The organism is Pseudomonas sp. RC3H12 (assembly GCF_018596375.1).
In the GTDB taxonomy this organism is placed as follows: domain Bacteria; phylum Pseudomonadota; class Gammaproteobacteria; order Pseudomonadales; family Pseudomonadaceae; genus Aquipseudomonas.
In genome coordinates, this window is sequence record NZ_CP075595.1 from 4,206,408 (window position 1) to 4,224,155 (window position 17,748).

At 65.2% G+C, this 17,748-nt stretch carries 15 protein-coding genes; 10 read left to right on the forward strand and 5 right to left on the reverse strand.

All coding sequences use genetic code 11. The features are described from left to right. The first annotated feature begins 10 nt into the window (after nucleotides 1-10). The gene (locus KHO27_RS19115; RefSeq protein ID WP_214500638.1) at nucleotides 11-655 is read left to right on the forward strand and encodes an oxidoreductase; all 645 of its coding nucleotides are present in this window, start codon (nucleotides 11-13) and stop codon (nucleotides 653-655) included. A 93-nt stretch (nucleotides 656-748) separates the two neighbouring features. Here KHO27_RS19115 and KHO27_RS19120 read toward each other — a convergent pair whose 3' ends face one another. The 4 genes from KHO27_RS19120 to KHO27_RS19135 all read right to left on the reverse strand — a co-directional run bounded on the left by KHO27_RS19120 (nucleotide 749) and on the right by KHO27_RS19135 (nucleotide 5,009). Next, a complete protein-coding gene (locus tag KHO27_RS19120; RefSeq protein ID WP_502937655.1) occupies nucleotides 749-1,009 on the reverse strand; it encodes a YceK/YidQ family lipoprotein in 261 nt (86 codons plus the stop codon). Nucleotides 1,010-1,032: 23 nt separating this feature from the next. Continuing rightward, nucleotides 1,033-1,662 (reverse strand): flavin prenyltransferase UbiX, encoded by a 630-nt coding sequence (gene ubiX / locus KHO27_RS19125; protein ID WP_110703253.1) that lies wholly within the window; start codon nucleotides 1,660-1,662, stop codon nucleotides 1,033-1,035. Further along, a complete protein-coding gene (mpl, locus tag KHO27_RS19130; protein ID WP_214500640.1) occupies nucleotides 1,659-3,008 on the reverse strand; it encodes a UDP-N-acetylmuramate:L-alanyl-gamma-D-glutamyl-meso-diaminopimelate ligase in 1,350 nt (449 codons plus the stop codon). The genes ubiX and mpl overlap by 4 nt, the downstream gene beginning before the upstream one ends. 66 nt (nucleotides 3,009-3,074) lie before the next feature. Then, a complete protein-coding gene (locus KHO27_RS19135) occupies nucleotides 3,075-5,009 on the reverse strand; it encodes a sigma-54-dependent Fis family transcriptional regulator (RefSeq protein ID WP_214500641.1) in 1,935 nt (644 codons plus the stop codon). A 267-nt stretch (nucleotides 5,010-5,276) separates the two neighbouring features. Here KHO27_RS19135 and exaC point away from each other — a divergent pair, with 267 nt between their 5' ends. The 9 genes from exaC to KHO27_RS19180 all read left to right on the forward strand — a co-directional run bounded on the left by exaC (nucleotide 5,277) and on the right by KHO27_RS19180 (nucleotide 14,563). Further along, the gene (exaC, locus tag KHO27_RS19140) at nucleotides 5,277-6,797 is read left to right on the forward strand and encodes an acetaldehyde dehydrogenase ExaC (protein WP_214500642.1); all 1,521 of its coding nucleotides are present in this window, start codon (nucleotides 5,277-5,279) and stop codon (nucleotides 6,795-6,797) included. A gap of 215 nt (nucleotides 6,798-7,012) precedes the next feature. Continuing rightward, nucleotides 7,013-8,461, forward strand: coding sequence for an ethanolamine permease (gene eat, locus KHO27_RS19145; RefSeq protein WP_110703262.1), 1,449 nt, complete (start codon nucleotides 7,013-7,015; stop codon nucleotides 8,459-8,461). Nucleotides 8,462-8,510: 49 nt separating this feature from the next. Next, nucleotides 8,511-9,905, forward strand: coding sequence for an ethanolamine ammonia-lyase subunit EutB (locus tag KHO27_RS19150; protein WP_110703265.1), 1,395 nt, complete (start codon nucleotides 8,511-8,513; stop codon nucleotides 9,903-9,905). A gap of 8 nt (nucleotides 9,906-9,913) precedes the next feature. After that, the gene (eutC, locus tag KHO27_RS19155; RefSeq protein WP_111533143.1) at nucleotides 9,914-10,732 is read left to right on the forward strand and encodes an ethanolamine ammonia-lyase subunit EutC; all 819 of its coding nucleotides are present in this window, start codon (nucleotides 9,914-9,916) and stop codon (nucleotides 10,730-10,732) included. 107 nt (nucleotides 10,733-10,839) lie between these two features. Continuing rightward, nucleotides 10,840-11,298: a GNAT family N-acetyltransferase gene (locus KHO27_RS19160; protein WP_110704158.1), complete on the forward strand. Its 459-nt coding sequence runs from the start codon at nucleotides 10,840-10,842 to the stop codon at nucleotides 11,296-11,298. A 266-nt stretch (nucleotides 11,299-11,564) separates the two neighbouring features. After that, complete coding sequence (locus KHO27_RS19165; protein ID WP_102683801.1) at nucleotides 11,565-12,212, forward strand: DedA family protein; 648 nt, start codon at nucleotides 11,565-11,567, stop codon at nucleotides 12,210-12,212. Nucleotides 12,213-12,219: 7 nt separating this feature from the next. After that, nucleotides 12,220-13,035 (forward strand): M90 family metallopeptidase, encoded by an 816-nt coding sequence (locus KHO27_RS19170; protein ID WP_110704160.1) that lies wholly within the window; start codon nucleotides 12,220-12,222, stop codon nucleotides 13,033-13,035. A gap of 91 nt (nucleotides 13,036-13,126) precedes the next feature. Beyond that, on the forward strand, nucleotides 13,127-13,654 hold the full coding sequence (gene ppa / locus KHO27_RS19175) for an inorganic diphosphatase (protein WP_016484715.1): 528 nt from the start codon (nucleotides 13,127-13,129) through the stop codon (nucleotides 13,652-13,654). Nucleotides 13,655-13,864: 210 nt separating this feature from the next. Then, complete coding sequence (locus KHO27_RS19180; protein WP_110704162.1) at nucleotides 13,865-14,563, forward strand: LexA family transcriptional regulator; 699 nt, start codon at nucleotides 13,865-13,867, stop codon at nucleotides 14,561-14,563. Between the two features lie 253 nt (nucleotides 14,564-14,816). Here KHO27_RS19180 and KHO27_RS19185 read toward each other — a convergent pair whose 3' ends face one another. Next, nucleotides 14,817-17,744 carry a TonB-dependent receptor gene (locus KHO27_RS19185; protein WP_214500643.1) on the reverse strand — a complete coding sequence of 976 codons (2,928 nt, stop codon included), beginning with the start codon at nucleotides 17,742-17,744 and terminating at the stop codon, nucleotides 14,817-14,819. Nucleotides 17,745-17,748: the final 4 nt, after the last annotated feature.

Consider the following 17,748-nt stretch of genomic DNA (forward strand, 5'->3'; position numbering starts at 1 on the left):
GAGAGACACCATGTACCTGACGCCTCAGCATGTCCTGCTTGCCGGTGCCACGGGTCTGACAGGTGAACACCTGCTCGACCGCCTGCTCAACGAGCCCACCATCAGCCGCGTGCTGGCGCCCACGCGCCGCCCGCTGGCCGAGCATCCGCACCTGGAAAACCCGGTGGGTGACCCGGCCATGTTTCTTCCCCAACTGGCCGGCCGTGTCGACATCGCCTTCTGCTGCCTGGGCACCACGCTAAAGCAGGCCGGCTCCGAGACGGCCTTCCGGGCCGTGGACCTGGACATGGTCGTGGCCTTCAGCAAGCGCGCCCGGGAGTTGGGCGCCCGCCATCTGCTGGTGATCAGTGCCCTTGGCGCCGATCCGAAGTCATCGATCTTCTACAACCGGGTCAAGGGCGAGATGGAGGAAGTGCTCAAGCAGCAGGATTGGCCGCAATTGACCATCGTGCGACCTTCGCTGTTGCTGGGCGAGCGCATCGAGCCACGCCTGGCTGAACGGATGGCGGCACCGTTCGCCCGCCTGATCCCGGGCAAGTACCGCGGCATCGAGGCCTGCACCCTGGCCCGGGCGCTGTGGCGCCTGGCGTTGGAGGAGGAGGACGGGATTCGCGTGGTCGAGTCGGACGATTTGAGAAAACTCGGCAAAAAATAGGTCGGCAATGCCGGCCTTATCGCGGGGCAAGCCCGCTCCCACGCCCTTGAGCGATAGCCCGTAGCGTGGGAGCGGGCTTGCCCCGCGATGCTTTTACAACCCACCGGTAGCGTTGAACCCCAGCCCCGCCGCTGTCAGCAACGACAACGGCAGCAGCAGCGTATCAAGCAACGCGCTCCCAGGCAGGTCCAGCCCCGGATAGACCGGCGCCTCGGCCCCGAACCGGTCCTCTGGGCAGCACCCGCCATTGATCACGTACAGGTCAAGCCGTGTCCCGGCATACACCACCGGCGCCCCGGGCTTGTTGGCATCCAGGGTGCGCACCGTGGCGCAGCCACCGAGCTGGGCCAGCATCAGCAACCCCAACACCAGCCGCCTCAATCATCGACCCCATGATGATGCTCGCCCCAGCGCGGCAGCATGTCCTGGGGGATGTTCAGCAGGTTCAGGATGCGTGCCACGACAAAATCGACCAGGTCGTCGATGGTCTGCGGCTGATGGTAGAAGCCCGGCGCCGCCGGCAGGATCACCGCGCCCATCCGCGACAGCTTGAGCATGTTCTCCAGGTGAATGGTCGAGAATGGTGCCTCGCGCGGTACCAGGATCAACTGCCGACGTTCCTTCAGGGTTACGTCGGCGGCCCGCTCGATCAGGTTGTTGCAGGCACCGGTGGCGATCGCCGACAGGGTGCCGGTGGAGCATGGCACCACCACCATCGCCGATGGCGCGCCGGAGCCCGAGGCCACCGGCGACATCCAGTCCTCCTTGCCATACACGCGGATCTGCCCGTCGGCCGCACCGGTGTACTCGGTCAGGAACGCCTGCATGGCCTGTGGCTTGGCTGGCAACACCACGTCGGTCTCGGTGGCCATTACCAATTGCGCGGCCTTGGAGATGAGGAAATGCACCTCGCGGTCCTCGCGCACCAGGCAGTCAAGCAAGCGCAGGCCATATTGCACTCCAGAGGCGCCGGTCATGGCCAGGGTGATGCGCTCCGGGCCGCTCACTTCAGCGCCTCGGCCAGCTTGCCGTGCAGGCCGCCGAAGCCGCCGTTGCTCATGATCACCACATGGGTGCCTGGGCGGGCCTGGCCCTTGATCCGTTCGATGATCGCCTCGAGGCTGTCGGCCACCACACTCGGCACCTTACACTGCGCGGCGGTGCCGGCCAGGTCCCAGCCCAGGTTGGGCGGTGCGTACCAGATCACCTGGTCGGCGTCGTTGACGCTTTCCGGCAGGCCGTCGCGGTGCGCGCCCAGCTTCATGGAGTTGGAGCGCGGCTCTATCACCGCGATCACCGGCGCCTCGCCAACGCGTTTGCGCAGGCCATCGAGGGTGGTGGCGATGGCGGTCGGGTGGTGGGCGAAGTCGTCATAGATGGTCACACCCTGAACCTCGGCAACCAGTTCCATGCGGCGCTTGACGCTCTTGAACGCGCTCAGGCCTTCGATACCCATGGCCGGCGCGACGCCGACATGACGGGCGGCTGCCAGGGTGGCCAGGGCGTTGGCGACGTTGTGCTGGCCGGTCAGCGCCCAATCCACCACCCCCTGCGCCTGGCCTTCGAACAGCACTTCGAAGCGCGAGCCATCGGCGCTGAGCAGGCGCGCCTGCCACTGGCCACCCTCGCCCGTGGTCTGCACCGGGGTCCAGCAGCCCATGCCGATGACGCGCTCCAGCGCCTGCTCGGTGGTCGGGTGAATGACCAGGCCCTCACTGGGAATAGTGCGAACCAAGTGGTGGAACTGCCGCTCGATGGACGCCAGGTCGGGGAAGATGTCCGCGTGATCGAACTCGAGATTGTTGAGGATCGCGGTACGCGGATGGTAGTGCACGAATTTGGAGCGTTTGTCGAAGAAGGCGCTGTCGTACTCGTCGGCCTCCACAACGAAGAACGGCGTATCGCCCAGGCGCGCCGACACCGAGAAGTTCTGCGGCACGCCGCCGATCAGGAAGCCCGGGCTCATGCCGGCGTGTTCCAGCACCCAGGCCAGCATGCTGCTGGTAGTGGTCTTGCCATGGGTACCGGCCACGGCCAGCACCCAGCGGCCCTGCAGCACATGGTCGGCCAGCCACTGCGGGCCCGATACGTACGGCAGGCCCTTGTTCAGCACGTACTCCACCGCCGGGTTGCCCCGCGACATGGCGTTGCCGATCACCACCAGATCCGGTGCCGGCTCCAGCTGGGCCGGGTCGTAGCCTTGGATCAGCTCGATGCCCTGGGCTTCGAGCTGGGTGCTCATCGGCGGATAAACGTTGGCGTCGGAGCCGGTGACACGGTGGCCAAGGTCCTTGGCCAGCACCGCCAGCGAACCCATGAAAGTGCCGCAAATACCGAGAATATGAATGTGCATGATCGACCTCGCAAAACGTCGAGGCAGGGTAGCGTAGGCCGAGAAAAATCGCACACGCTGTTTCGTTCAGCAGACCTTGGCTATGCCATGTTTGCGCAGTTTTCGATACAGGGTGTTGCGGCTGATGCCCAGGTGCTCGGCGACGCGGGTCATGTGCCAGTGGTTTGCCTCCAGGGCGCTGAGCAAGGCTTGGCGTTCAGCATCCCCAAGACAGACACGATCATCGCGGGAGCGGCGGTGCGCCGATGCGACTTGCCCCGCGATGGCGTTGGCAGGGCCCGCTGCCACGTTGCATACCATTTGCGGGAGGTCCGGATACTCGATCCGCCCTTCCTCGCACAACGCCACCAGCGTGCGCAGCACATTGCGCAACTGCCGCACGTTCCCTGGCCAGGCAAAATCCAGCAGCGCCTGCCGTGCCTTCGGTTCGATTTCGACGACCTGCCCTTCGGCCTCCTGTGCCAGCAGGAAATCCAGCAGCTGTGCCTTGTCGCTGCGTTCGCGCAACGCCGGCAAGGCCACCTCCAGGCCGTTGAGCCGGTAGTAAAGGTCTTCGCGGAACCCGCCTTGCGCCACCCGGTCCAGCAGGTCACGGTGGGTGGCGCTGATGATCCGCACATCCACCGCCTGCGGCTCACCACCGATCGGCACCACCTGGCGCTCTTCCAGTACCCGCAGCAAGCGAGTCTGCAGCGCCAACGGCATGTCGCCGATCTCGTCCAGCAGCAAGGTGCCGCCATCGGCCTGCAGCAGCTTGCCGCGCATGCCTTCCTTGCGCGCACCGGTGAAGCTGCCGCCGCGATAGCCGAACAGCTCGCTCTCGATCAGGCTCTCCGGGATCGATGCGCAGTTGATCGCCACGAACGGCTTGTCATGGCGTGCGCTGGCCTGGTGCACGGCCTGGGCAAAAGCTTCCTTGCCGCAACCGGTTTCGCCGCGCAACAGCAGCGGCACGTCACGTTCGAACACCCGCACGGCGCGGCGAAAGTCCTCGCGCAAGGCCGGATCGAGCAAGCAGATGCCCGGCGCAGCGGTCTGGGGCAAGGCCACCGGCACCGACCACACCGGTGCCCGCGCCTGGCCGCGCAGGCTGGCGAATACCTGGCGACCGTCGCGGGTATACAGCGGCCACGCGCTGCTGCCCTGGGGCGTGGCGCGGCTGAACAATTCGTCGTGGCTGCAGGCGAAGAACCTGTCCAATGGCTTGCCCAGCACCCCACCACGGATAGTACCCAGCAGGTTCAACGCGCTCTGGTTGGCGGCGCAGATCCGCCCGTCGCCATCAAAGGCCAGCAGGCCCTCGCTGAACAGCCCGACCGACTCGGCCTGCAGGTGGAAACGCAGCAGCCATTGCTGCTCGAAGTGGCGCAGGAAGTAGCAGCTCTCGATCATCTTCGCCGACAGGTTGACCAGCGCCATGGTGTGGAACTGGCTCTGGCGCGAGACATCGGGCCGCGCCGACGACACATCGAGCACCGCCAGCAACTCGCCGTGTGGGTCGAATACCGGGCTGGCCGAGCAGGTCAGCCCGGTGTGGCGGCCACGGAAGTGTTCGTCCTGGTGAATGGTCAGGGCCTGGCGCTCGACCAGGCAGGTACCGATACCGTTGGTGCCTTCGCGGGCCTCGCTCCAGTCGGCGCCGAGCCACAGCCCGGCACGCTCGAAGATGCGCCGCTCGCTGGGCGCGGTGACGCAGTTGAGGATCACCCCGCGAGCATCGGTCAGCAGCACTGCATGCCCGGCACCGGACAACTGCTGGTGCAGGCTGTTCATCTCGTTGTCGGCGATCTGCAGCACCTGGCGCAGGCGCTCGCGGCTCTCCAGCAGGCGGCCGTGTTCGAGCACCACCGGTGCCTGGACCCGCGCGGGGTCGAGGTGGTAGTCCTCCAGGCAACGTAGCCAGGAGCGGGCGATGGACGGGTCGCTGCCCGGCCCGCTGGTCTGGCCTTGGGCGACCGTGAGCACTTGCTGGGCATGGCGGCTGAACGGATTGCTCTGCATTTCTTGTTGTTCTCCGCAGATAGAGCGTGCCGTCAGCATCCTCCAGGCGTGAACGCTTTGCAACGTTGCACCGACCCTGCGGTCACGGCCTGTGTCGCAAAGGGTACAAAGTGTCACCCTGGCCGTGCCGAGGCTGGCACAGGTCATTTCGATAGCGGCGTCGCCCTTGACCCAAGTCATTGATACACAAGGGCCTCCAGGCGCTGGCCCGACCTTTGCTCTACGCTTGGTAACTCCGCAACAATCACAACGACCAGGAGACACATCATGCGTTATGCACATCCCGGCACCGAAGGCGCGAAGGTCAACTTCAAGAGCCGCTACGGCAACTACATCGGTGGTGAGTTCGTGGCGCCGGTGAAGGGGCAGTATTTCGAGAACACCTCCCCGGTCAACGGCAAGCTGATCGCCGAGTTCCCCCGCTCCACCGCCGAAGACATCGAAAAGGCCCTCGACGCGGCCCACGCTGCCGCCGATGCCTGGGGCCGCACTTCGGTGCAGGACCGTTCCAACGTCCTGCTGCGCATCGCCGACCGCATCGAACAGAACCTCGAGCTGCTGGCCATCACCGAAACCTGGGACAACGGCAAGCCAATCCGCGAGACCCTCAACGCCGACATCCCACTGGCGGTCGATCACTTCCGCTACTTCGCCGGCTGCATCCGCTCCCAGGAAGGCGGCGCCGCAGAGATCAACGAAAACACCGTGGCCTATCACATCCACGAGCCGCTGGGCGTGGTCGGGCAGATCATCCCGTGGAACTTCCCGCTGCTGATGGCCGCCTGGAAGCTTGCCCCGGCCCTCGCTGCTGGCAACTGCGTGGTGCTCAAGCCCGCCGAGCAGACCCCGTTGGGCATCAGCGTGCTGATGGAACTGATCGGCGACCTGCTGCCCAAGGGCGTGCTCAACGTGGTGCAAGGCTACGGCCGTGAAGCGGGCGAAGCCCTGGCCACCAGCAAGCGCATCGCCAAGATCGCCTTCACCGGCTCTACCCCGGTGGGCGCGCACATCATGAAATGCGCCGCCGAGAACATCATCCCCTCCACCGTCGAGCTGGGCGGCAAGTCGCCGAACGTGTACTTCGAGGACATCATGCAGGCCGAGCCGAGCTTCATCGACAAGGCGGCCGAAGGCATGGTGCTGGCGTTCTTCAACCAGGGCGAGGTGTGCACCTGCCCGTCGCGTGCCCTAGTGCAGGAATCGATCTACCCGCAGTTCATGGAAGTGGTGATGAAGAAAGTGCTGCAGATCAAGCGCGGCGACCCGCTGGACACCGACACCATGGTCGGCGCCCAGGCTTCGCAGCAGCAGTTCGAGAAGATCCAGTCCTACCTCAAGATCGCCCAGGAAGAGGGCGCGGAGCTGCTCACCGGCGGCAAGGTCGAGCAACTCGAAGGCGCGCTGGCCAGCGGTTACTACATCCAGCCGACCCTGCTCAAAGGCAACAACAAGATGCGCGTTTTCCAAGAGGAGATCTTTGGCCCGGTGGTCAGCGTCACCACCTTCAAGGACGAGGCCGAGGCCCTGGCGATTGCCAACGACACCGAGTTCGGCCTGGGCGCCGGCGTGTGGACCCGCGACATCAACCGCGCCTATCGCATGGGTCGCGGCATCAAGGCCGGCCGCGTATGGACCAACTGCTACCACCTGTACCCGGCGCATGCCGCGTTCGGTGGCTACAAGAAGTCCGGCGTCGGCCGTGAAACCCACAAGATGATGCTCGACCACTACCAGCAGACCAAGAACCTGCTGGTGAGCTACGACATCAACCCGCTGGGCTTCTTCTAAGTTCGGCTCATCGCGGGGCAAGTCGGGCCGCCGCATCACCGTTCCCACGCCCTCAACGTGGGAGTGGCTCATCGAGGCCCGACTTGCCCCGCGATTAGGCCTGTCAGACCAGCGCGGCTCGCGTGCACGAACCGCTCTGGCCCGCTTCCTGCAAAACGAATCACCAGTAGCCGGCAGTCCCTCCGGCAACCTAAGAAAAACAACAGGTGAACCCTATGCCAAGCGATCATTCCGCCGGCGCGCCGGCAAGCTCCTCCGTCGACTTCGAAAAGGTCGGCTCGGACTATTTCCAGCAACGTGAACTGAAGAAAGGCGCCGCCGGCTGGGTCCTGCTGGTGGGCCTGGGCGTGGCCTATGTGATCTCCGGCGACTACGCCGGCTGGAACTTCGGCCTGGCACAAGGCGGCTGGGGCGGCATGTTCCTCGCCACCCTGCTGATGGCCACCATGTACCTGTGCATGTGCTTTTCTCTGGCGGAACTGTCGTCGATGATCCCCACCGCCGGCGGCGGCTACGGCTTCGCCCGCAGCGCCTTCGGCCCCTGGGGCGGCTTCCTCACCGGCACGGCGATCCTCATCGAGTACGCCATCGCGCCCGCAGCCATCGCCGTGTTCATCGGTGCCTACTGCCAGTCGCTGTTCGGTATCGGCGGCTGGATGATCTACCTGGCCTTCTACATCGTGTTCATAGGCATCCACATCTTCGGGGTCGGCGAGGCGCTGAAGCTGATGTTCATCATCACCGCGGTCGCCGCCATCGCCCTGGCCGTATTCCTGATCGGCATGGTGCCGCATTTCGATGCAGCGAACCTGTTCGACATCGCCAAGACCGACGCCGTTGGCGCCAGCAGCTTCCTGCCGTTCGGCTATGTCGGCGTCTGGGCGGCGATCCCCTATGCGATCTGGTTCTTCCTCGCGGTCGAAGGCGTGCCACTGGCCGCCGAGGAGACCAAGAACCCGAAACGTGACCTGCCCCGTGGCCTGATCGGCGCGATGCTGGTGCTGCTGGCCTTCGCCTTGCTGATCCTGGTGGTCGGCCCCGGTGGCGCCGGTTCCGAAGCCCTCAAGGCCTCGGGCAACCCGCTGGTCGAGGCGCTGTCGAAGGCCTACGGCGGTTCGACCTGGATGGGCGGCTTCGTCAACCTGGTGGGCCTGGCCGGCCTGATCGCCAGTTTCTTCTCGATCATCTATGCCTATTCGCGGCAGATCTTCGCCCTTTCCCGCGCGGGCTACTTGCCACGCAAGCTGTCCGAAACCAACAAGAGCAAGGCCCCAGTGCTGGCCCTGGTGATCCCCGGGATCATCGGCTTCGCCCTGTCGCTGACCGGCCAGGGCGACCTGCTGATCCTGGTGGCGGTGTTCGGCGCCACGCTGTCCTACGTGCTGATGATGGCCGCGCACATCACCCTGCGTATCCGTCGCCCTAAAATGGAGCGTCCGTACCGCACCCCCGGCGGCATCTTCACTTCGAGCGTGGCCCTGGTGCTGGCCTGCATCGCCGTGGTCGCCGGTTTCCTGGTCGACCCCCGGGTGGTGATTGGCGCCGCGGTGATCTATGCAGTATTAATTGCCTACTTTGCGTTCTACAGCCGCCACCACCTGGTGGCCGGTACACCGGAAGAGGAATTCGCCGCGATCCAGAAGGCCGAAGAGGCCCTGCACTGATTGCCGACTTGCGCCGCAGGCCAGTCCTGCGGCGCCCTGGAGATTCTGTATGGCAAGTTTCACGCATACCGTGGGCCACCAGGTCTACCGCTTCGACAGCCTCAAGGACGTGATGGCCAAGGCCAGCCCGGCACGCTCGGGCGACTACCTGGCCGGCGTCGCCGCCAGTAACGACGGCGAGCGGGTGGCCGCGCAGATGGCCCTGGCCAACATCCCGCTCAAGCATTTTCTCAGCGAAGCGCTGATCCCCTACGAACAGGACGAAGTCACCCGCCTGATCATCGACACCCACGACACCGCAGCCTTCGCCACGGTCAGCCACCTGACCGTCGGCGGCTTGCGCGACTGGCTGCTCAGCGACCAGGCCGACGAACACAGCCTCAGGGCCCTGGCCCCTGGCTTGACGCCGGAAATGGCCGCCGCGGTGTCGAAGATCATGCGCGTGCAGGACCTGGTGCTGGTGGCGCAGAAGATCCGCGTGGTCACCGCGTTCCGCGGCACCATGGGGCTGCGCGGGCGGCTGTCGACCCGCCTGCAGCCCAACCACCCCACCGACGAGCCAGCCGGTATCGCCGCGAGCATTCTCGACGGCCTGCTGTACGGCAACGGCGATGCGATGATCGGCATCAACCCGGCCACCGACAGCATCGCCTCGATCTGCGCGCTGCTGGAAATGCTCGACGCCATCATCCAACGTTACGACATCCCCACCCAGTCCTGCGTGCTGACCCACGTCACCACCTCGATCGAGGCGATCAACCGCGGTGTGCCGCTGGACCTGGTGTTCCAGTCCATCGCCGGCACCGAGGCGGCCAACGCCGGCTTCGGCATCAACCTCAACGTGCTGCAGGAAGGCTACGAGGCCGGCCTGTCACTCAAGCGCGGCACGGTCGGGCAGAACCTGATGTACTTCGAGACCGGCCAAGGCAGCGCCCTGTCGGCCAACGCCCACCACGGTGTCGACCAGCAGACCTGCGAAACCCGCGCCTACGCCGTGGCCCGCCACTTCAAGCCGTTCCTGGTCAACACCGTGGTTGGCTTCATCGGCCCTGAGTACCTGTACAACGGCAAGCAGATCATCCGCGCCGGCCTCGAGGACCACTTCTGCGGCAAGCTGCTGGGCGTGCCGATGGGCTGCGACATCTGCTACACCAACCACGCCGAAGCCGACCAGGACGACATGGACACCCTGCTCACCCTGCTGGGCGTCGCCGGGATCAACTTCATCATGGGCATCCCCGGCTCCGACGACATCATGCTCAACTACCAGACCACCTCGTTCCACGACGCGCTCTATGCCCGCCAGACCCTGGGCCTGAAGCCCGGGCCGGAATTCGAGGCGTGGCTGGAACGTACCGGTATCTTCACCCAGGCCGATGGCCGCATCCGCTTCGGCGACAACCTGCCGGCGGCCTTCCGCCAGGCCCTGGCACAGCTGGCCTAGAGGTGAGCATGGAACGACACACCCCCACCCCCGACAACCCCTGGCTGGCCCTGCGCAACCTCACCCCCGCGCGTATCGCCCTCGGGCGCACCGGTATCAGCCTGCCGACCGGCGCCCAACTGGACTTCCAGTTCGCCCATGCCCAGGCCCGCGACGCCGTGCACCTGCCCTTCGACCACGTCGGCCTGCGCCAGCAGCTCAGCGAGCGCGGGCGCGACAGCCTGCTGCTGCACAGCGCCGCCAGCGACCGCCACCAGTACCTGCAACGCCCGGACCTGGGCCGCCGCCTGCACGAGGACTCGGCCCAGTGCCTGCGCGAGCACGCCCAGGCCAACCCCGGCGGCGTCGACCTGGCGATCGTTGTGGCCGATGGCCTGTCGGCGCTGGCCGTGCACCGCCACACTCTGCCCTTCCTGAGCCGTTTCGAGGAGCAGGCCGCCGCCGATGGCTGGAGCAGCGCCCCGGTGATTCTGGTGGAGCAGGGCCGGGTCGCGGTGGCCGACGAAGTGGGTGAGCTGCTCGGCGCGCGCATGACGGTGATGCTGATCGGCGAACGCCCAGGCCTGAGCTCACCCGACAGCCTGGGCCTGTACTTCACCTACGCACCCAAGGTCGGCCTGACCGACGCCTACCGCAACTGCATTTCCAATGTACGCCTCGAAGGCCTGAGCTACGGCATGGCCGCTCATCGCCTGCTGTACCTGATGCGCGAGGCCTGCAGGCGCCAGCTTTCGGGGGTGAATCTGAAGGACGAAGCCGAGGTCCATAGTATCGACAGCGAAGATTCTGCCGGGAAAAGCGGAAACTTCCTGCTCGGTGAAGGGTAAAAAACATGTCACCGAAGGCGGATTGCGCTTCTAGCCTGCTTTAGGCAGCATGCCAGTGGACGCTGCTGGCAATCCGCCGTATTCCCAATGGACTCAGAGGCCCGCCCATGCGCATTATCCAGGCAACCTTGGAACACCTCGACCTGCTCACCCCGCTGTTCGTGAAATACCGCGAGTTCTATGGGCAACTGCCTTACCCGGACAGTTCGCGGGCCTTCCTTGAGAAGCGCCTCAAGCGCAAGGAGTCGATCATCTACCTGGCCCTGCCGGATGATGGCGATGACCGCCTGATGGGCTTCTGCCAGCTCTACCCGAGCTTCTCGTCGCTGTCGCTCAAGCGCGTGTGGATCCTCAACGATATCTACGTCGCCGAAGACTCGCGGCGCATGCTGGTAGCCGACAACCTGATGCGCGAGGCCAAGAAGATGGCCAAGAAATCCAACGCCGTGCGCTTGCGCGTGTCCACCAGCAGCGACAACGAAGTGGCTCAGAAGACCTACGAATCCATGGGCTTTCGCAAAGACACCGAGTTCGAGAACTACATCCTGCCGATCAGCCAGGATTGAGCAAGCCACGTACCGGGGAGCGGGCTTGTAGCGCGGTTGCCGCGATGGCCCCAGCGCGGGGCAAGCCCGCTCCCATGAACACGAAAGCGATCCCACAGTCGTAACCCCTCGCTACAAACTCTCCGGGCACGATCTGGACTTCGCCGTATAATCCCCCTCCTGTCATGTGAGAAAAGTTACCGGCACAACCGGTAAACCCTCCCCAACCATGGCGCTGTCCGTCATCGCGTGCCCGTGGAAGCGGGTCAAGAACACAGGTGCTGTACATGGATTTCAACCCGCTGGACCTCATCCTGCATCTCGATGCCTACCTCGATCTGCTGGTCAACAACTACGGTCCCTGGATCTACGCCATCCTTTTCGCCGTGATCTTCTGCGAGACCGGCCTGGTGGTCATGCCGTTCCTGCCGGGTGACTCGCTGCTGTTCATCGCCGGCGCCGTGGCCGCCGGTGGCGGGATGGACCCGGCGCTGCTGGCCGGCCTGCTGATGGCCGCGGCAATCCTCGGCGACAGCACCAACTACGTGATCGGGCGTACGGCGGGCGAACGCCTGTTCCGCAACCCCAACTCGAAGATCTTCCGCAAGGACTACCTGCAGCGCACCCACGACTTCTACGAGCGCCATGGCGGCAAGACCGTTACCCTGGCGCGCTTCCTGCCGATCCTGCGTACCTTCGCGCCGTTCGTCGCCGGTATCGCCCACATGCACTACCCGCGCTTCCTGGCCTTCAGCGTGGCCGGCTCGCTGCTGTGGGTGGGCGGCCTGGTAACGCTGGGCTACTTCTTCGGCAACGTGCCGTTCATCAAGCAGCACCTGTCGCTGATGGTGGTGGCGATCATCCTGCTGTCGCTGGTGCCGATGATCCTCGGCCTGCTGCGCGGCCGCTTCGGTCGCACGGCCAAGGCCCACTGACCTGGGCATGTGGTCGTTCAGCGCCTGGCGGCGCCGGCGCACCCTGGCCCGCTATCCGGTCGATCCACAGCTGTGGCAGGTGATCCGTGATCGCCTGCCGCTGCTCGACGGCATCAGCGACGAAGAAGACCGCTGGTTGCGTGACGCCTGCGTGCTGTTCCTGCGCGACAAGCACCTGACCACCCTGCCCGGCGTCGAGCTGGACGACGAGCAGCGCCTGTTCCTCGCCGCCCAGGCCCAGCTGCCGCTGCTGCACCTGGGCGAACTGAACTGGTACCAGGGCTTCCACGAGATCATCCTCTACCCGGACGACTTCAAGAGCCCCCAGCGCCACCGCGACAGCAGCGGGGTCGAGCATGTCTGGGACGCCGAGCACAGCGGCGAAGCCTGGCAGCAGGGGCCGGTGATCCTCGCCTGGCCCGGCGTCCTGAGCAGCGGCGGCTGGGAGGCCTACAACCTGGTCATCCACGAACTGGCGCACAAGCTGGACATGCTCAATGGCGATGCCAACGGCCTGCCACCCTTGCACAACGGCATGCGCGTGGAGGACTGGGCCCAAGCCATGCAGCAGGCCTACGACGAGCTGAACCGCCAGCTCGACGCCAACCCCGACGCCGAGACGGCCATCGACCCCTATGCCGCGGAAAACCCGGCTGAGTTCTTCGCCGTCACCAGCGAATACTTCTTCAGCGCGCCCGACCTGTTGCATGAGGCCTACCCGAAGGTCTATCAGCAGCTGTCGCTGTTCTACCGCCAGGATCCGCTGAGCCGCCTGGCACGTCTGCAGGCCGAGCACCCGGACTACCGCGCCAGCCACGGCTGAACGCCGCGCATCAGGCCGGGCGTGGCACCCACTGTGGGAATGTGCCTATAATCGCCGCCACTTTTTTGATCAAACACGGGGGCATTGCCCAATGAGCTACAGCAAGATTCCAGCCGGCAAAGACCTGCCGAACGACATCTACGTCGCCATCGAGATCCCGGCCAACCATGCGCCGATCAAGTACGAGATCGACAAGGACAGCGACACCCTGTTCGTCGACCGCTTCATGGCCACCCCAATGTTCTACCCGGCCAACTACGGCTTCATCCCCAACACCCTGGCCGACGACGGTGATCCGCTGGACGTGCTGGTCGTGACCCCGTACCCGGTCGCGCCAGGCTCGGTGATCCGCGCCCGTCCGGTTGGCGTGCTGAACATGACCGACGACGGCGGCGGCGACGCCAAGGTCATCGCCGTTCCTCACGACAAGCTGTCGCAGTTGTACGTCGACGTGAAGGAATACACAGACCTGCCTGCCCTGCTGATCCAGCAGATCGAGCACTTCTTCGCGAACTACAAGGATCTCGAGAAGGGCAAGTGGGTCAAGATCGAAGGCTGGGACGGCGCCGACGCCGCCCGCGCCGCGATCACCAAGTCGGTCGCAGCCTACAAGGGCTGAACCTGACACGAAGAAAACCCTGCTCCGGCAGGGTTTTTTTATGGGCACCGGCAGCGGGCCTGAGGCAACGTGTTGGCCCTGCAATTGGGCACCATATCGAATCTTCCTACCTGATCCTCAGCTACCACCTACAAATCGCCATATTTCCTACAAATACCCTCGACATCGGGTTGATTTCCACACCGTTCGACGGGAGATAGACTCGCCGTCATGAAAACATCCGGTGACCGTCTCAAAGCTCTCCTGCTGGAGTGCAACCTGACCCCTTCCGACTTTGCCGCGCAGCGCAAGGTCACGCCGCAGCACGTCAACAACTGGTTCAAACGCGGCGTGCCCCAGGCCAGGCTCGACGAGCTCGCCGACCTGTTCTGCGTGCGCAGGCGCTGGCTGCGCAGTGGCGAGGGCCCGAAGCATCCGACACCGCTCGCACCCGCCCGCTGCGTGCCCCAGGGCATTGCACTGCCACCGCCGCTGCTGGGCCTGGACACAGGCATGGCGCACCTGCCCCTGCATCACCTGCAGCAGGGCAGCCTGCAGGCGCTGCCGGGGCATTACCAGCCGGTTCCCCGCCGAGCCCTGGACGCCTTGCAGGTGTCGACGGAAAAAGCCATCTGCCTCGGTATGCCCGGCAACAACATGCTGCCCCTGCTGCCGGAGGGCACCCTGCTAGCCGTCGACCGCAGCTTCACCCGGGTGGTCGAAGGCGAATGCTACGCACTGCTGCACAATGGCCGCCTGCGGGTGCACCATCTCACCCTGGGCCAGAACGGCACGCTGTGCCTGCACAGCCATGACCGCCTCAACCACCCCTGCGAACGCTACACGGCCTATCAACGCCGCGTGCAGAAGGTGGAAATCCTCGGCTGGGTGTTCTGGTGGTCGTGCCTGCGTCCTGCGCGCCCAGGCTGAAACACCTCGCACCACTTTTTGCTGGGCAGGGGCCACACACACGGGTATGCTACGCGGCACATCATGCCCCCTGATGGTGCAAGCCGCATTCCAGAGGGCCTGGCGACGCCTCACACAGCCGTCCGCCATCTTTTTCAGGCCATGTTGCCAACCGTTTAAGGCGGTTGCGGCTTATCAAAAATGAGCCAAGACCGTCCCCGAGAAGCCGGCCACAAGCCGGCTTTTTAATGCCTGTCGACAAGCAAGGCACCCCTCAGAATCGCGCCACCATCCCCACCCGCCAGGTCCGTCCAGGTGCCGGCATGAAGCTCTGCGCCAGCGGATCCAGGTAGTAGCGGTCCGTCAGGTTCTGCACCGACACGTTCAGCTCGGTGTGCTCCAGCACCTTGTACTTGAGGAACAGGTCGAACAGCGCCACCGAGCGGTAGTCGATCTGCGGCGTGGTCGCGCCGGTCTGCCAGGGCTTGTCCATCTGCGCGGTAGGCCCCGAGGTATAGGTCATGCGCCCGCCCACGGTCAGCGCCTCATCGAAGAAGCGCAAGCCGGTCAGCAGGTTGGCCGAGAAGCGTGGCGGGTTCTGCGTGTTGGTGTAAGAGCCCATGTAGCTGCCCGGCGTGCAGTCCGGGGTGTCGTGGGTGCGCTGGTACTGATTGGCGCTGGCGCGCAACTTGCCGGCAAAGGCTGCGTCGCAGGTCTCGGTCATCAGGTAGTAGGTGGCCGACAGGTCGGCAAACACCCGCCCGGCATCGTAGTGCGACTGCAACTCCAGGCCGCGGGTGTGGAAGCTGTCGGTGTTGCTGAACGTCATCTGCCCCCACAGCCCCGGGCTTGGGTCGTAGTAGCGGGTGATGTAGTGCTTGATGTCATTGTCGAACCAGGCCAGCTTGGCCGACGCCTCGTCGCCCGCGGTCAGCAGGTCGCTGCGCAAGGCACTCACGCCGACTTCCCAGCTGCGTGAGCGCTCGGGCTTGAGGTGCTTGCCCGGGGTGACCTGCTGGGTGCCCTGGCTGGTCTCGAACAGCGAAGGCAGGCGCAGGCCTTGGGTATAGGAGGCATACACGAAGGTGTCGGGGAGGAACTCGACGTTGATGCCGAAAGCCGGCGAGAAGCCTCCGCCGCTGCTCTTACCCTGCGGGGTGTAGTTGTAGCCGGTGGTCACATTGCTGACGCCTTCCGGGTGGACGACCACATTGGTCGCGCCGGACTCGTTGAACGGCACGCCATTGAACGGCTCGTTGCTGTTCTCGAAGACGATGCCATTGTTCAGGCGCGGGTCGGTGGCGTCGGTGTACTGGCCGTTCTGGTCCGGGAACCACATCATGCTGCCCCAGTGCCCCGGGCTGCTGGCGGTGATCCAGCGCATTTCGCGCTCCTCGCGCCGCGCCTCGGCCAGCACCGTGTTGTCCTTGGTGCGGTAGTGGGCATAGCGGCCGCCGCCCCACAGCGTCACCGCCTCGATGGGTTTGTACTCCAGGTTGCCGTTGAAGCTGAACTCCTGGCGCGACGCATCGCGCAACATGCGGTTGGCGTTGATGTCGTGCTGGGTGGCCACCACGTTCTTCTGCGGCTGCAGGTCTTCGAGCTGGAACGCACCGCCCAGGTCGAGCTTGAAATCGCCATGGTCGGTGCTGAAGCGCGACACATTGCTCAGGTCGCCGCCGATGCGACGATTGTCCTGGCGCGACCAGGCACGGTCGGTGCGGAACAACTGCGACTTGGGCGCCATCCAGGCCGCGCTCAAGGTGCTGGTCTTCGAGTCGGTCATCCACAGGTTGCTGGTGAGGTCCACCCACGGATTGCCTTCGGGCAGGTAGTGATAGCGCGCAGTGTAGGTGTCGATCTCGATTTCGCTGGTGGGGTACTGGTAGATGCCCGCGGTGCCGTAGCGGAAGATATCCGACGGCATGATCTCGCCCATGTGCCCGTCGAAGCGCCGGTAGCCGAGGTCCAGGGTGTGGTCATCGGCCAGCCGCCAGGTGGTCTTGAGCAGGTAGGAGTCGGTCTCGGCCGAAGAGTTGAGCACTTCCTCGCCGGCATTGTAGGTGTTGGCGACACTGGCCTGCTCCTCGCCCCAGCGATCGTAGAGGCGGTAACGGTCCAGGCCCTTCTTGCCAGAGAAGTAGTTGCCTTGGTTGCGGTGCGCGTAGGCCGCCACCAGGTCGAATCGCTCGTGGGAATAGGCAAAGGCGGCGCTGCCCGATTCGGCCTTGGAGCCGAACAGGCTGCCGCGCTCATCACGCGGTGCTGCACTCAGGTCCTCATCGCGGGAATGGCGGTTGCGGTGCTCGGGTTCGGCGCCGTTGTTCCACAGGTTGCCGGTCAGGCGAACGCCGACATCCTTGCCATCGACCAGGATGTCATCGACGCCGATGGTCTTCATCTCCACCGAACCGCCAATCGCCCCCGAGCGGGTGCTGGGGCCCTTGTTCACTGTGACGCTGCTGATCAGGTCGGGGTCGATGTAGCTGCGCTGCTGGGTGCCGCCGTAGCCCCGGTAGACATCCACCGCCTGCTCCGAGCCATCGACTCTGACCGCGACCCGGCTCTGCCCCTGGATGCCGCGAATATTGACGTCCAGCGCGCCGCCGTTGCGGCTGTCGCCTACCTGCACGCCGGCCACGCCCTTGAGCATGTCGCCCACCGACACGGTGCTGAAGCGGTCGAGGTCTTCACGGGACAGGTGCACCGTCGAGCGCGGCGCGCGGTAGGTATCACGCTGCGGGTCGACCATTTCACTGGAGGCGACCACGGTAGGTGTCAGCTCGGTTGCCGTCGCCGATGCCTGGGCCTGAGGGATGAGGATGTACGCCCCCCGTGAGTTGGGCAGCAGCTGCAGGCCGGTATTGGCCAGCAGGCGCCGGGCGCCCTCCTGCACGGTGTAGCGCCCCTTGAGCGCTGGCGCGGCGCGGCCGCGGGTCAGGTCGGGGTCGTAAGACAGCAACAGCCCCGATTGCTTGGCGAACACGCCCAGCGAGGTGCCCAGCGGCCCCTGGGCGATATCGTAGTCGCGGCGCGTGGCGTCGTCGGGCCGGCTGTTCTCGGTTGCCGCCGGGGCGGCCTGGGCCAGGCTTGCGCCAGAGCCCAGCAAACAGCCGAGCACCGCGCACCGTACGGCGAAGCTGATCGGGGACAAGCGTTGCAATGGGCGCGAAACAGGGGGAAGCCGATAGCTGGCGGGCATGCTT

Excerpts from the sequence above, each read along its gene's own strand:
- mpl (WP_214500640.1), bottom strand. The coding sequence starts at position 3,008 with ATGCACATTCATATTCTCGGTATTTGCGGCACTTTCATGGGTTCGCTG.
- KHO27_RS19165 (WP_102683801.1), top strand. The coding sequence starts at position 11,565 with ATGGATTTCAACCCGCTGGACCTCATCCTGCATCTCGATGCCTACCTC.
- KHO27_RS19170 (WP_110704160.1), top strand. The coding sequence starts at position 12,220 with ATGTGGTCGTTCAGCGCCTGGCGGCGCCGGCGCACCCTGGCCCGCTAT.
- KHO27_RS19180 (WP_110704162.1), top strand. The coding sequence starts at position 13,865 with ATGAAAACATCCGGTGACCGTCTCAAAGCTCTCCTGCTGGAGTGCAAC.
- KHO27_RS19160 (WP_110704158.1), top strand. The coding sequence starts at position 10,840 with ATGCGCATTATCCAGGCAACCTTGGAACACCTCGACCTGCTCACCCCG.
- KHO27_RS19150 (WP_110703265.1), top strand. The coding sequence starts at position 8,511 with ATGGCAAGTTTCACGCATACCGTGGGCCACCAGGTCTACCGCTTCGAC.
- eat (WP_110703262.1), top strand. The coding sequence starts at position 7,013 with ATGCCAAGCGATCATTCCGCCGGCGCGCCGGCAAGCTCCTCCGTCGAC.
- exaC (WP_214500642.1), top strand. The coding sequence starts at position 5,277 with ATGCGTTATGCACATCCCGGCACCGAAGGCGCGAAGGTCAACTTCAAG.
- KHO27_RS19135 (WP_214500641.1), bottom strand. The coding sequence starts at position 5,009 with ATGCAGAGCAATCCGTTCAGCCGCCATGCCCAGCAAGTGCTCACGGTC.
- eutC (WP_111533143.1), top strand. The coding sequence starts at position 9,914 with ATGGAACGACACACCCCCACCCCCGACAACCCCTGGCTGGCCCTGCGC.
- KHO27_RS19185 (WP_214500643.1), bottom strand. The coding sequence starts at position 17,744 with ATGCCCGCCAGCTATCGGCTTCCCCCTGTTTCGCGCCCATTGCAACGC.
- KHO27_RS19120 (WP_502937655.1), bottom strand. The coding sequence starts at position 1,009 with ATGCTGGCCCAGCTCGGTGGCTGCGCCACGGTGCGCACCCTGGATGCC.
- ppa (WP_016484715.1), top strand. The coding sequence starts at position 13,127 with ATGAGCTACAGCAAGATTCCAGCCGGCAAAGACCTGCCGAACGACATC.
- KHO27_RS19115 (WP_214500638.1), top strand. The coding sequence starts at position 11 with ATGTACCTGACGCCTCAGCATGTCCTGCTTGCCGGTGCCACGGGTCTG.